The organism is Micrococcus sp. GPGPB33, from assembly GCF_037853785.1.
Lineage (GTDB): Bacteria > Actinomycetota > Actinomycetes > Actinomycetales > Micrococcaceae > Micrococcus > Micrococcus luteus.
Genome location: NZ_JAQMWO010000002.1, coordinates 1,175,707 through 1,188,712 on the forward strand (window position 1 = coordinate 1,175,707; position 13,006 = coordinate 1,188,712).

Below are 13,006 nucleotides of genomic sequence, written 5' to 3' on the forward strand. Positions count from 1 at the left end.
TGGCGACGCCAGGGCGTCCGGTCCTGCACAGGGCCCCGATCGCCCCGGCCCATCCCCGGATCCGCATCGCCCCCGGCGCGCGGGCCCCGGAGCGGGCCAGCCTGGGACCAGCGGCCCGGCCGGGCCGTCACCACCGCCCCCGCACCGCGGGGCCCACTCCAGGAGGACCACCATGACCCACCGCTCCCACACCGCCCAGCCCGCCGTCACCCGCCCCAGCGACCGCGACCGCCTCGCCCGCGTCGTCGACGCCGCGGGCGAGGAGACCGGCGCGATCACGGCCGAGTACGGCATCCTCACGCTCGCCGCCCGTGGGCTTCGCGGGCGTGCTGGCCGTCGTGCTCACCAGCCCGGACGTGCAGTCGCTGCTCGTGGACCTCGTCACCGGGGCGCTCCAGCGTGACTGAGCACCCGGCCTCCGCCCCGCCGTCCGCGCGCCGCCCGGGCGCCCGGACGGCGGGGCGGCCCCGGGCGCTCCGGGGCGGCGAGACCGGGGCCGTCACCGCCGAGTACGCGGTGCTGCTGCCCGTGATCGCATTCGTGCTCGTATCCGTCCTGCTGGCCGGCGCCGCCGCGGTGCAGCAGGTGCGGGGTCAGGACGCGGCGGCGTCGGCCGCCCGCATCCTCGCCCGGGGCGACGACGAGGCGGCGGCCCGGGACGCGGTGGCGCGCATGGCCGGCGACGATGCCTCGCTCTCGCACACCGTCGAGGGCGGGTGGGTGACCGTCGAGGTCGTCCAGCCCGGCCCCGGGCCGCTCGCCTGGGCCGAGGTGCTCACCCTCACCGCGCACGCCGCCGCCCCCGACCAGCGGCCCGGAACGCCCGCCGCTTCGCCGGAGGACCGGTCATGACCCGCGGGAGGGCGCCCGCGCGGGGCGAACGAGGCTCGGGCACCGTGTCCGTCCTGGGCACGGCCGCCCTGGGGGCGGGGCTGCTGCTGGCGGTCGCGGCGCTGGGGCAGGCCTCGGTCACCGGCGCCCGGGCGGCCGGGGCCGCCGACCTGGCGGCGCTCGCCGCCTCCGACGCCCGGCGCGGGCTCTCCGACCATGAGCCGTGCGCGCTGGCCGGGCGGACCGCCGCACGCAACGGGGCCGCCGTCGTGGCGTGCGAGGTGCGCGAGGACGGGACCGTGCGCGTCGCGGTCGAGCTCGCCCGCGCCCCGCTGCCGGCGGCCACGGCCGACGCCGTCGCGGGCCCGCCGCGGTCTCAGGCCCCGGGCGCCGCGTCCGTGGCCCCGCCGGAGGAGGCGCCGCCCGAGCCGTCGGTCGAGGCGTCCGCCGGGACGAGGTGATCGGCGTGGTCCATCAGGAACCGCAGGACGGTCAGCGCGCCGGCCTTGTCCAGTGGGCTGTTGCGGTTGCCGCACTTGGGGGACTGCACGCAGGACGGGCAGCCCTCCGCGCACTCGCAGGCCGCGATGGCCCCCGCCGTCGCCTCGACCCAGCGTCGCGCCTGCTCGAAGCCGCGTTCGGCGAAGCCCGCCCCGCCGGGCCGGCCGTCGTAGACGAACACGGCGGGGGAGCCGGTGTCCGGGTGCAGGACCATCGAGACGCCTCCGATGTCCCAGCGGTCGTTCGAGGCGACGAGCGGCATCATGCCGATCATCGCGTGCTCGGCCGCGTGCAGGGCGCCGGGAAGGCGATCCGTGGTCAGTCCCGCGGCGATGAGCTCGTCCGAGGCCGCCTGGAACCACACCGCCGAGGTGAACAGGTCCCGCGCCGGCAGGTCGAGGGGCTCCTCGCCGAGCACCTCCCCGGAGGCCAGGGCCTTGCGCTGGAAGGACACCACCTGGGTGCGGACCTGCACATCCCCGAGGCACCAGCGCAGGGTGCCCTCCCGCGCGTCCAGGCGGCGGTGCACCGCCACGATCTCGACCTCGGTGACGTCCCGGGCCTGCGTGGTGAAGTCCGGCCAGGCGCGCGTGACCACCACCGCGTGCGCGTCCTCGTCCAGCTCCTCCACGAGGTACGTGCGGTCCTGGTGCACGTACACCGCGCCGGGATGCGCCTGGTAATGGGTCTGGGGCGAGTCCATCGTGCCCAGCAGGGCGCCGGACTCGGCGTCGATGATGTCCATGGGGCCACCGCCGTCGTCCCGCAGGGAGACCATGCCGGCGGCGTGCTCGGGGTGCGTCCAGAACCAGCCGGCCGGCCGACGGCGCAGCAGCCCCTGATCGACCAGCACGTCCAGCAGGGCGCGCACGCGCTCCGGCTCCCCGAACCAGCCGAACGCCTCGGGCGTGATCGGCAGCTCCGCGGCGGCCGCGCACAGCTGGGGGCCGAGCAGGTGCGGGTTCTCCGGGTCCACCACGGTGTCCTCCACGCCCAGGTCGAACACGGCCTCCGGGTGGTCCACCACGAACGTGTCCAGGGGGTCGTCCGAGGCCACGAAGAACGCGAGCGCGTCCTGGCCGCCGCGCCCGGCGCGGCCGATCTGCTGGAAGAACGACGCGCGGGTGCCCGGCCAGCCGGCCACCACCACCGCGTCCAGCCCCGCGACGTCGATGCCCATCTCCAGCGCCGGCGTCGAGGCCATGCCCAGCAGCCGACCCGAGCGCAGGTCCGCCTCCAGCTCCCGCCGCTCCTCGGGCAGATAGCCCGAGCGGTAGGCCGCGATCCGCGTGCCGAGCCCCGGCTCGACCTCCTCGAGCTGCCGCTTGGCCGCGCTGGCGATGGCCTCGGCCCCGCGCCGCGAGCGGATGAACGCCAGCGTGCGCACCTGCTGCAGGGCCAGGTCCGTGACCAGGTCGGCGGCGGCGGCCATCGCCGAGCGGCGGACGGGCGCGCCGTTCTCGCCCCGACGGTCCGTCAGCTCCGGCTCCCAGAACGCCACCGTGACCGCCCCGTGCGGGGACGCGTCCTCGGTGACGGCCGTGGCCGGCGCCCCGATCAGTCGGGCGAAGTGCCCGGCCGGATCCGCCGACGTCGCCGACGCCCCGATGAACACGGTCTCCGGACGGTCCCCGCGGTAGTGGGCGGCGATGCGCCGCAGCCGGCGCAGCAGGATGCCCACCTGCGAGCCGAAGACGCCCCGGTAGGTGTGCGACTCGTCCACCACCACGAACGCGAGGTTCCGGAAGAACGCGGCCCACCGCTCGTGGTGCGGCAGGATCCCCACGTGGAGCATGTCCGGGTTGGTCATGAGCACGGTGGCGTGCTCGCGGGCCCAGATCCGGTCCTGCGGTGCGGTGTCGCCGTCGTAGGGGGCCGCGCGCAGCCCCGGGGCGCCGTCCCGCTCGAGGGCGCGCCAGGAGGTCAGCTGGTCCGCCGCGAGGGCCTTGGTGGGGGCGAGGTAGAGCGCGGTGGCCCGGGGGTCGGCGGCCAGCCGGGTGCCGACCGCCAGCTGGTAGCCCAGCGACTTGCCCGACGCCGTGCCCGTGGCGAGCACGGTGTGCGTCCCCGCGCCGGCCAGGGCCGCGGCGCGCACCTGGTGCAGCCACGGCCGCTCGACGCCGCGCGCCGCGAACGCCCCGACCAGGCCCTCCGGAGCGTCCGCGGGCCAGTCCGTGTGCCGGGCCTGCCGTGCGGGCAGCTCGGTGACGTGGCGGATCTGCTCGGGCAGCCCGGTCCGGCCCAGCGCCGCACGGAGTCCGGCCCCCGCCGGGATGTCCGGGCGCAGGTCGCCGGGTGCCGTGACGGACAGCCCGGCCACGACGTCGGCCACCATCTCACCGACGGGCTGCGGCTCCGGTCCGGAGGAGTCCGGGGCGGCGTCGTCGACGGGCGGCGCGGCGTCCGCCGTGCCGGGCGGCCCCCAGCCGCCCGCGGGATCCGCCCAGGGATCGTGCTCCGGGAGGTGGCCGGTCACGCCCCCATGGTGCCGGTGTGCTCGGCGGTGGGGTTGTCCTCGGCCAGGCCGCGACCCCAGATGGACACGGGGCCGAGGTCGGTCCAGGCCAGGTGGCGGTACAGCTTCTGCCCGTCCGGGGAGGCGACGAGCAGGCCGCGGCTGATCTCACCCTCGCTCATGACCTCGGAGGTGAGATAGCGCATCACGAGGGAGCCGAGGCCGCGACGACGGTGGTTCGGGGACGTCCAGATCCGGTCGTAGACGGCGGTGCCGTCCTCCTCGGTGACCCAGCCGAGGGCGGCGAGCTCCTCCTCGCCCTCCGGCGCGGTCGAGGCGCCGACGGCCAGGATGCGCAGGCGACGACTGCCCTCCATCGGCTGGTCCACGCGGGCCTCATAGCCCTCGGGCAGCAGCGGGGGCTCCACGTCCTGCAGCTCGGGGTCCATGTCCATGGTCATGAAGCGCTCCGGCTCGGCCTGGGCCTTCAGACCCATGGCCTTGGGGTCCTCGCCGGCGTCGCCGAACACGGTGAGCAGGATCTGCTCCTGGTCCCGCACCGCCTCGCGCAGGTCCTCCAGCTCCGCGCGGGAGGGGTTCACCACCACGTGCTCCCACGTGGCCGGCACATCCACCGTGGCGCGACCGGAGCCGCCGGGGATCATGTGGGCGGGGCGGGGGGTGCGCAGGGCCGCGCGTCGCCCCGCCTCCTGGCTGACGCGGTAGCCGCGCGATCGCGACCAGGCCGCGAACCAGATGTCGACCAGTGCCGGATCCAGATGCTCAGTCATGTCTGAAGGGTAAGGCGTGAGGCCGGTGCGGGCCAGGCCCCGCCCGTCCCTCACGGCCGTCACGTCCGGGGTCGCGCACTAGCCTGGACCTCGATGAGCACCGCCGCCCTCTCCCGCATCGCGCTGTACTACCGGTTCACCCCGCTCGCCGACCCCGAGGCGGTGCGGCTGTGGCAGCGCACGCTCGCCGCGTCCCTCGGCCTGACCGGCCGGATCATCGTGTCGCCGCAGGGGATCAACGGGACCGTCGGCGGGCCGGTCGACGCGGTCAAGCGCTACGTGCGCGGCACGCGGGAGCATCCGGCGTTCCGGGATCTCGAGGTGAAGTGGTCGGACGGCTCGGCGGCGGACTTCCCCCGCCTCTCCGTCAAGCTCAAGCCCGAGCTCGTCGCGTTCGGGGCCCCCGAGCGCGTCACCGTGGACGCGGGCGGCGTCGTCGGCACGGGGGAGCGGCTCACCCCCGCCCAGGTGGACGCGCTCGTCGCCGAGCGCGCCGGCACCGCCAACCCCGTGCGCTTCCTCGACGGCCGCAACACGGTCGAGGCGGCCATCGGCCGCTTCGACGGGGCCGTGGTCCCGGACGCGCACACCACCCGCGACCTGCTCGCCGCCGTCGACTCCGGGGCCCTGGACCACCTCAAGGACGCGCCGCTGATCACCTACTGCACGGGCGGCGTGCGCTGCGAGGTCCTCTCGGCCCTGCTCAAGGACCGCGGCTTCGCCGAGGTCTACCAGCTCGACGGCGGCATCGTCCGCTACGGCGAGGCCCGTGGCGACGCCGGACTGTGGCGGGGCGAGCTGGCCGTGTTCGACCGGCGCCTGTCCACCCGCTTCACCGCCGACGCCGAGACCATCGGCCGGTGCGTCGCGTGCGAGGCACCGACCTCGGCGCTGCGCAACTGCGCCGACCCGGCCTGCACCACGCTCGAGGTCCGCTGTGCGGCCTGCGCCGCCGACGACCCCGAGCACCGCTGTCCTGTCTGCGCCCACCGCCCCCACCCCGCTGAGAGGACCGAGGCATGAGTCCCGTCCCGACACCCCCGTCGCCCCCGCCCCGCGGCTGACCCCGGCCACGGCCGTGGCCCTCGCCGCGGATCTGGCGGCCCTGCCGTTCACCACCGCCGCCGTCGAGGGGCTGCTCGGACCCGTGGCCACGCTCGCCCTGGACCGCGAGCACGCCGAGGCCGCCCGCCGCGTCGTCGCCGGTCACCTGGCGGGCCCCGGCCGGCCCGACGACGCAGCCGGCCCCGGCGACCGGTATGGCACGCGGGGCCTCGCCGCCGCCGTCGGGGCCTGGCTGCTCGGCGACCCCGTCCCCGCCGCCGACCTCGACGCCGCGCTGCCCCGCCTCGGCCTGGCCGGGGCCGTGGCGGCCGGGCTCGTCGTCGAGGGGCCGGACGGGCGCGTGCGCGGCGCGGTGGACCTCTCGCCGTACGAGGCGGACGAGCCGGGCCGGATGTGGATCGCCTCGGACCTGACGGCCCTGCAGCGGCGCGGCCCGCTGCCTCCCGAGCACGTGCTCGGCGTCGGCCGGGCCTCCCTCACGCTCGCCGGCGCCACGCAGCGCCGTCCCGTGGCCCGCGCCCTCGACGTGGGGGTGGGCTGCGGGATCCAGACCCTGCACCTGCTCGCCCACGCCGACCATGTCACCGCCACGGACCTGTCCGAGCGGGCCCTGGCATTCACCCGGTTCAACCTGCTGCTCAACGCGGACGTGCTCGGCCTCGACCGGGACCGGCTCGAGGACCGGGTCCGGCTGGCGGCCGGCGATCTGCTGGCGCCGGTGACGGGGGAGCGGTTCGACCTCGTGGTCTCGAACCCGCCGTTCGTGATCACCCCGCGCACGGACCCGGACGCGCCCATGCTGACCTACCGCGACGGCGGCCGCGAAGGCGACCGGATCGTCGCGGAGCTGATCGCGGCCCTGCCGGACGTGCTCGCCGAGGGCGGCACCGCGCAGCTGCTCGCCAACTGGGAGATCCCGGCGGGGGACACCGCCGACGCCGACACCGCACCGTGGGACGCGCGCCCGCGCTCGTGGGTGGCGCCGGGGATGCAGGCCTGGTTCCTCCAGCGCGACCGGCAGGACCCCGCGGGCTACGCGGAGACATGGCTGCAGGACTCCTCGCTCGAGCTCGACCCGCCCGCCTATGAGGCCGCCTACCGCGGCTACCTGGACGACTTCGCCGCGCGCGGGGTCGCGGGCGTGGGCTTCGGCCACGTGTGGCTGCGTCGGCCCGCCGCGGACGGCTCCCAGGGCCGGGGGTGGGTGGTCGCCGAGGAGCTGACCCAGGCCGTGGACGAGGCCCTCGGCACCGCGTGGGCCGCCGCCGTCGCCCGCCGGGACCGGCTCACCGCCGGCGCCGGGGCGGGGGACGCCGTCGGGGACCCGGCCCTGGCCGCGCTGCGCGGCCTGCACCTGCGCGTGGCCGCGGACGTCACGGAGGAGCGCCACCAGCGGTTCGGGGCGGAGCACCCCGAGGTGATCCTGGCCCGGCAGGGCTCCGGGTTCCGGCGCGTGGCGCGCCTGGACACCGCGACGGCGGGCGTGCTGTCCGCCTCCGACGGTGAGCTGTCCGTGGGGCAGCTGGTGGGCGCGGTCGCCGCGCTGCTGGAGCTGGACGACGTCGGGCGGGCCGGCCTGCTGGCCGCGCTGCGGGAGCTGTACGAGGACGGGTTCCTGGTGGAGGGCTGACGATCGGGCGGTGGCGGGCGCGGGGACGCCGGGCGTTATCGTGGGCACCGCGCCCCCTACGATGTGGGGACGTCCGCCCGACGCCGGCGTGCACCGCGCACCGGCCCGGAACCACCGCCTTCCCCGTCCGAGGAGGACCCCCTTGTCCACGTCATCCGCTTCCGTGACCGCTCCCGTGCCCGAGGGCAAGAAGCTGGTCATCGTGGAGTCCCCGGCCAAGAGCAAGTCCATCGCGAAGTACCTCAACGCGGTGGGCTCCGGCTGGGTGGTGGACTCCTCCGTGGGGCACATCCGCGACCTGCCCAAGCCCTCGGACCTGCCGGCGGACATGAAGAAGGGCCCGTTCGGGAAGTTCGCCGTGGACACGGAGCACGGCTTCACCCCGTACTACGTGGTGCACCCGGACAAGAAGAAGAAGGTCGCGGAGCTCAAGCGCGAGCTCAAGGACGCCGAGGCCCTCTACCTCGCCACGGATGCGGACCGGGAGGGCGAGGCCATCGCCTGGCACCTGCTGGACACCCTCAAGCCCACGGTGCCGGTGTACCGGATGACCTTCGGGGAGATCACCCAGGAGGGCGTGCGCCGAGGCCTGGAGAACATCCGCGAGCTGGACACGGCCCTCGTGGACGCCCAGGAGACGCGCCGCATCCTCGACCGCCTGTTCGGCTACGAGCTCTCGCCGGTGCTGTGGCGCAAGGTCTCCCGCGGGCTCTCGGCGGGCCGCGTGCAGTCGGTGGCCACCCGCCTCGTCGTCGAGCGCGAGCGGGAGCGCATGGCCTTCGTCTCCGCCCACTACTGGGGCGTGGAGGGCACCTTCACGGTGGCCGAGGGCGCGCAGGCCGCGGACGCCGTGGGCAGCTCGTTCACGGCCCGCCTCAGCACGGTGGACGGCGAGCGCGTGGCCACGGGCCGCGACTTCGACGACGCCGGGCGGCTCAAGGCCTCCGCCGGCAAGAAGGTGACCCACCTGGACGAGGCCGGCGCCCGCTCGCTGGCCGAGGGTCTGCGCGGGGCGGACTTCACGGTCGACTCGGTGGAGGACAAGCCGTACACCCGCCGCCCGGCCGCCCCCTTCACCACCTCCACGCTGCAACAGGAGGCCGCCCGCAAGCTCCGCATGAGCTCCCGCGTCTCCATGCAGGTGGCCCAGCGCCTGTACGAGAACGGCTACATCACGTACATGCGCACGGACTCGGTGAACCTCTCGCAGGAAGCCGTGCAGGCCGCCCGGCGCCAGGCCACCGAGCTCTACGGGGCGGACGCCGTGCCGGCCCAGCCGCGCGTCTACGCCAAGCGCAACGAGACCGCGCAGGAGGCCCACGAGGCCATCCGGCCCGCGGGGGACTCCTTCCGGACCCCGGCCCAGGTCAAGGCCGAGCTGCGCCCGGACGAGTTCCGCCTGTACGAGCTGATCTGGAAGCGCACCGTGGCCTCGCAGATGGCCGATGCCAAGGGCTACACCGCCACGCTGCGGCTCTCGGCCACCGCGCAGGACGGCCGCCTCGCGCAGTTCAGCGCCTCGGGCACCGTCATCACGTTCAAGGGCTTCCTCGACGCGTACGAGGAGGGCCGGGACGCCGAGGTCGACGGCGAGAACGCGGAGGCCAAGGACCGCCGCCTGCCGCAGGTGGCCCAGGGCGAGCGCCTCACCGGTGACCCGATCGAGGCCACCGGGCACGAGACCTCCCCGCCGGCCCGCTACACCGAGGCGTCGATCGTCGCCGAGCTGGAGCGCCGCGAGATCGGGCGGCCCTCCACGTACGCCCCGACGATCTCCACGATCATGGACCGCGGTTACGTGTCCAAGCGCGGCACCGCGCTCGTCCCGTCGTGGACCGCGTTCGCGGTGATCGGACTGCTCGAGGACTACTTCGCGAAGTACGTGGACTACGACTTCACGGCCCGCATGGAGGACGACCTCGACCGGATCGCCGCGGGCGAGCTCGGCCGCGAGGCCTGGCTGCAGACCTTCTACTTCGGGGCCCCCGCCGCGGAGACGGAGAAGGGCGTCGAGGGCCTCAAGCACGTGGTGGACAACCTCGGCGAGATCGACGCGCGAGCCGTGAACTCGCTGCCGATCACCGAGGACATCACCCTGCGGGTGGGCCAGTACGGCCCGTACCTGGAGCGGTCGCTGCCGGCCGACGCGGAGGCGGGCGCCACCCCGCCGCGCGCCAACGTCCCCGAGGACCTGGCCCCGGACGAGCTCACCCCGGCCAAGGCCGAGGAGCTGTTCGCCACCGCCCAGCCCTCCGAGCGCGAGCTCGGCACGGACCCGGAGACGGGCCGGACCGTCGTCGCCAGGGACGGGCGCTACGGGCCCTACGTCACCGAGGTCATCCCGGAGATGACCGAGGAGGAGCTGCAGGCCTGGCTCGACGCCCAGCCCACCGAGTACTACAAGAACGGCAAGCCCAAGCCGAAGAAGAAGCCGGCCAAGGAGAAGCCCCGCACCGGCTCCCTCTTCACGAGCATGTCCGTGGACACCGTGACCCTCGAGCAGGCGCTGCAGCTGATGTCCCTGCCGCGCGTCGTGGGCGCGGACGCCGAGGGCGAGGTCATCACCGCCCAGAACGGCCGCTTCGGGCCCTACCTGAAGAAGGGCTCGGACTCGCGCTCGCTCGAGTCCGAGGACCAGATCTTCAGCATCACGCAGGAGCAGGCCCTCGAGATCTACGCCCAGCCGAAGCAGCGTGGCCGCGGGGCCGCCAAGCCGCCGCTGGCCGAGTTCGGCGAGGACCCGGTCTCCGGCAAGAAGGTCACCGTGAAGGAGGGCCGCTTCGGCCCGTACGTCACGGACGGGGTCACCAACATCACCGTCCCGCGCGGCCGTCAGCCCGAGGAGCTCACGGCGGAGGAGGCCTACCAGCTGCTCGCGGACAAGCGTGCCAAGGGCCCGGCCACCCGCGGCGGTGCCAAGAAGCCGGCGGCCCGCAAGGCCCCGGCCAAGAAGACCACCGCGCGGAAGAAGGCCTGAGCGCCATGCGCCTCGGCGTCCTGGACATCGGGTCCAACACCGTCCACCTGCTGCTCGTGGACGCCCACCCGGGGGCCCGCCCCGTCGCCTACGCGGAGCACAAGCGCTCCCTTCCGCTGATCCGCTACCAGGACGCCGACGGGGCGATCACGGAGGAGGGACAGCGGGAGCTCGTGGACTTCGTCCGTGAGGCCGCCGCGTTCGCGGAGGAGCATCGGGCGGAGGACATGATCTCGTTCTGCACCTCGGCGATCCGCGAGTCCGCGAACGGCGCCGCCGTGCTGGCCCGCGTGCAGGCCGAGACCGGTGTGCACCTCTCCGAGCTCACGGGGGACCAGGAGTCGGCCATGACGTACTTCGCCGTGCGCCGCTGGCAGGGCTGGGGCGCCGGCTCCATCCTGAACTTCGACATCGGCGGCGGCTCCTTCGAGATCGCCTACGGCCAGGACGAGCTGCCCTCGCACGCCCTGTCCCTGCCGCTGGGCGCCGGCCGCCTCACCCGCGACTGGGTGCTCGAGGACCCGCCCAGCCCCAAGGCGGTGAAGAAGCTCCGCAAGCACGTGGAGAAGCGACTCGAGGAGGCGTATACGGCCTTCCCGCGCATCGAGTCGCCCGTGGTGGTCACCGCCACCTCGAAGACGTTCCGCTCCCTCGCCCGGATCACCGGGGCGGCGCCGTCGGCGGCGGGCCCCTTCGTGAAGCGGCACCTGCGCGCGGACGACCTGCACCTGTGGGTGAACCGCCTCGCGGCGATGACCGTCGCGGAGCGGGCGGAGCTGCCCGGCGTCTCGGACGTGCGCGCGCACCAGGTGTTCGCGGGGGCGATCGTCGCGCTGACGGCCATGCGCACGTTCGGCATCGCCCAGCTCGAGATCTGCCCGTGGGCGCTGCGCGAGGGCCTGATCCTCAACCGCCTCGACGCGCTCATGCTCGAGGGCCACCTCACCCGGGACGGCCGGCCCGGCGTCGGCCACGTGAACCTCAACCCGGACACCCTCCTGCCGGGACTGAGCCTGGGGGTGCGCTGACCATGCCGGACTCCACCGCGCACCTGGCCCCCGCGGCGCGCTTCGGAGCGGACATCCCCGTGACCCTGTCCTCCTCGTCCGTGTTCCCCCTGGGCACCCAGGACGTGTTCGCCACCGCCGAGGACCTCGGCTACGACGGCGTGGAGGTCATGGTCACGCACAACGCGTGGAGCCAGGACGCGCGGCGGCTGACGCGGCTGTCCGAGCGGCACGGGATGCCCATCGACTCCATCCACGCGCCCACCCTGCTGTTCACGCAGCAGGTCTGGGGCTCCGCGTGGTCCAAGATCCGCCGCTCCGTGGAGCTGGCGCAGGCCGTGGGCGCGGCCACCGTGGTGGCCCATCCGCCCTTCCGCTGGCAGGGCACGTACGCGGTGCGCTTCGCCGAGGGCATCCACGAGCTCATGGCGGAGACCGGCGTCGTGATCGCCGTGGAGAACATGTACCCGTGGCGGGCCTACGGCCGCGAGGCCAAGATGTACCTGCCGCACTGGAACCCGCTGCCCGAGCCGTACGAGCACATCTGCTGGGACTTCTCCCACGCGGCCATCGCGCGGGCGGACTCCCTGGCGGCCGTCCGCGAGCTCGGCCCGCGGCTGCGGCACGTCCACCTCACCGACGGCAACGACTCCGGCAAGGACGACCACCTGGCCCCCGGCGAGGGCACGCAGCGCGTGGCCGAGACCCTGCGCCACCTGGCGACCGCGGGCCTGGCCGGCACGGTGTGCGTGGAGGTGGGCACCCGCGGCGTGGAGTACGCGGGCCAGCGCGAGGAGAAGCTCGCCGCCTCGCTCGCCTTCGCGCGCGAGCACCTGGCCGCCGGTGGCACCGACCACCACGACGACGACGGCGTTCCGCGCCCGACCACGAAGGAGACGGACCGACCATGAAGCTGACCATCCTGGGCCTGGGCACCATGACCGGGGCCATCCTGGCCGGGGCCCTCGACGCCGGCGCCGTGCGCGCCGAGGACGTCACCGCCACCACCCGCTCCACCGCCTCCGCCGAGCGGGCCGCCGCGCAGCACGGCGTCACCGTGACCTCCCGGGAGCGGGACGAACGCGCCAACCATGCCGCGGTCGCCGAGGCGGACATCGTCCTGGTGGGCGTGAAGCCGAAGGACATGGTCGCCACCCTCACGGACCTGGCGCCGTCGCTGCGCCCCGAGACCGTGGTGGTGTCCGTGGCAGCCGGCGTCACCTCCGCCACCATGGCCGCCGTGCTGCCGGCGGGGCAGCCGATCGTGCGGACCATGCCGAACACGCCCCTGACGGTGGGCTCCGGCGTCGTCGGCATGGCCCCCGGGCCGGGCGTCACCGAGGAGCAGACCACCGCCGTGCGCGCCCTCTTCGAGGGCTCCGGCCTGGTGGTGCCGGTGGCCGAGGAGCAGCTCTCCGCCGTGGTGGCCACCGCCGGCTCCGCCCCGGCCTACGTGTTCCTGCTGGCCGAGCTGATCGCCGCCCACGGTGCGGAGATGGGACTGGACGCCGCCGCCGCCGAGGCCATGGCCGCGGCCACCGTCAAGGGCGCCGGCATCATGCTCCAGCAGGAGGGGGCCAGGGCCGAGGCTCTGCGCAAGGCCGTGATGAGCCCGAACGGCACCACCGAGAAGGCCGTGGAGGCGTTCCTGGACGGGGGCATGGGCGACCTCGTGAACCGTGCCATGGACGCGGCCGCGCAGCGCGACAAGGAGATGGCCGAGGAGTTCGGGGCCTGACGGTTCCGGCG

At 75.0% G+C, this 13,006-nt stretch carries 11 protein-coding genes; 9 read left to right on the plus strand and 2 right to left on the minus strand.

The genetic code is table 11. The annotated features are described in order from the left end of the window. Positions 1 to 311: 311 nt before the first annotated feature. Genes POD19_RS05630 through POD19_RS05640 form a run of 3 tightly spaced genes read left to right on the plus strand, consistent with a single transcriptional unit; the run spans position 312 to position 1,292 of the window. Positions 312 to 407: a DUF4244 domain-containing protein gene (locus tag POD19_RS05630; RefSeq protein ID WP_250161707.1), complete on the plus strand. Its 96-nt coding sequence runs from the start codon at positions 312 to 314 to the stop codon at positions 405 to 407. After that, a complete protein-coding gene (locus tag POD19_RS05635; protein WP_044658882.1) occupies positions 400 to 852 on the plus strand; it encodes a TadE family type IV pilus minor pilin in 453 nt (150 codons plus the stop codon). Before POD19_RS05630 ends, POD19_RS05635 begins: the two co-directional genes overlap by 8 nt. Further along, positions 849 to 1,292 (plus strand): Rv3654c family TadE-like protein, encoded by a 444-nt coding sequence (locus POD19_RS05640; RefSeq protein ID WP_044658883.1) that lies wholly within the window; start codon positions 849 to 851, stop codon positions 1,290 to 1,292. The genes POD19_RS05635 and POD19_RS05640 overlap by 4 nt, the downstream gene beginning before the upstream one ends. On the opposite strand, the gene POD19_RS05645 is transcribed toward POD19_RS05640, so the two are convergent. Continuing rightward, positions 1,208 to 3,808 carry a DEAD/DEAH box helicase gene (locus tag POD19_RS05645; protein WP_144820117.1) on the minus strand — a complete coding sequence of 867 codons (2,601 nt, stop codon included), beginning with the start codon at positions 3,806 to 3,808 and terminating at the stop codon, positions 1,208 to 1,210. The two genes, POD19_RS05640 and POD19_RS05645, sit on opposite strands and share 85 nt — an antisense overlap. Next, the gene (locus tag POD19_RS05650) at positions 3,805 to 4,578 is read right to left on the minus strand and encodes a GNAT family N-acetyltransferase (RefSeq protein ID WP_101967387.1); all 774 of its coding nucleotides are present in this window, start codon (positions 4,576 to 4,578) and stop codon (positions 3,805 to 3,807) included. Before POD19_RS05650 ends, POD19_RS05645 begins: the two co-directional genes overlap by 4 nt. Before the next feature lie 93 nt (positions 4,579 to 4,671). Here POD19_RS05650 and trhO point away from each other — a divergent pair, with 93 nt between their 5' ends. The 6 genes from trhO (at position 4,672) to proC (ending at position 12,995) form a co-directional block, all read left to right on the plus strand. Beyond that, a complete protein-coding gene (gene trhO / locus POD19_RS05655) occupies positions 4,672 to 5,601 on the plus strand; it encodes an oxygen-dependent tRNA uridine(34) hydroxylase TrhO (protein ID WP_101967388.1) in 930 nt (309 codons plus the stop codon). A gap of 55 nt (positions 5,602 to 5,656) precedes the next feature. Then, positions 5,657 to 7,273 carry a DUF7059 domain-containing protein gene (locus tag POD19_RS05660; protein ID WP_340309366.1) on the plus strand — a complete coding sequence of 539 codons (1,617 nt, stop codon included), beginning with the start codon at positions 5,657 to 5,659 and terminating at the stop codon, positions 7,271 to 7,273. A gap of 142 nt (positions 7,274 to 7,415) precedes the next feature. Continuing rightward, positions 7,416 to 10,250 (plus strand): type I DNA topoisomerase, encoded by a 2,835-nt coding sequence (topA, locus tag POD19_RS05665; protein ID WP_061867164.1) that lies wholly within the window; start codon positions 7,416 to 7,418, stop codon positions 10,248 to 10,250. 5 nt (positions 10,251 to 10,255) lie between these two features. Beyond that, the gene (locus POD19_RS05670; RefSeq protein ID WP_036341216.1) at positions 10,256 to 11,278 is read left to right on the plus strand and encodes a Ppx/GppA phosphatase family protein; all 1,023 of its coding nucleotides are present in this window, start codon (positions 10,256 to 10,258) and stop codon (positions 11,276 to 11,278) included. A gap of 2 nt (positions 11,279 to 11,280) precedes the next feature. Then, positions 11,281 to 12,168, plus strand: coding sequence for a sugar phosphate isomerase/epimerase family protein (locus POD19_RS05675; RefSeq protein ID WP_101967391.1), 888 nt, complete (start codon positions 11,281 to 11,283; stop codon positions 12,166 to 12,168). Beyond that, the gene (gene proC, locus POD19_RS05680) at positions 12,165 to 12,995 is read left to right on the plus strand and encodes a pyrroline-5-carboxylate reductase (protein WP_073116732.1); all 831 of its coding nucleotides are present in this window, start codon (positions 12,165 to 12,167) and stop codon (positions 12,993 to 12,995) included. The genes POD19_RS05675 and proC overlap by 4 nt, the downstream gene beginning before the upstream one ends. Positions 12,996 to 13,006 lie beyond the last annotated feature (11 nt).

Coding starts and splice junctions, on each gene's coding strand:
- POD19_RS05640 (WP_044658883.1), top strand. CDS start 849: ATGACCCGCGGGAGGGCGCCCGCGCGGGGCGAACGAGGCTCGGGCACC.
- POD19_RS05650 (WP_101967387.1), bottom strand. CDS start 4,578: ATGACTGAGCATCTGGATCCGGCACTGGTCGACATCTGGTTCGCGGCC.
- trhO (WP_101967388.1), top strand. CDS start 4,672: ATGAGCACCGCCGCCCTCTCCCGCATCGCGCTGTACTACCGGTTCACC.
- POD19_RS05670 (WP_036341216.1), top strand. CDS start 10,256: ATGCGCCTCGGCGTCCTGGACATCGGGTCCAACACCGTCCACCTGCTG.
- POD19_RS05675 (WP_101967391.1), top strand. CDS start 11,281: ATGCCGGACTCCACCGCGCACCTGGCCCCCGCGGCGCGCTTCGGAGCG.
- proC (WP_073116732.1), top strand. CDS start 12,165: ATGAAGCTGACCATCCTGGGCCTGGGCACCATGACCGGGGCCATCCTG.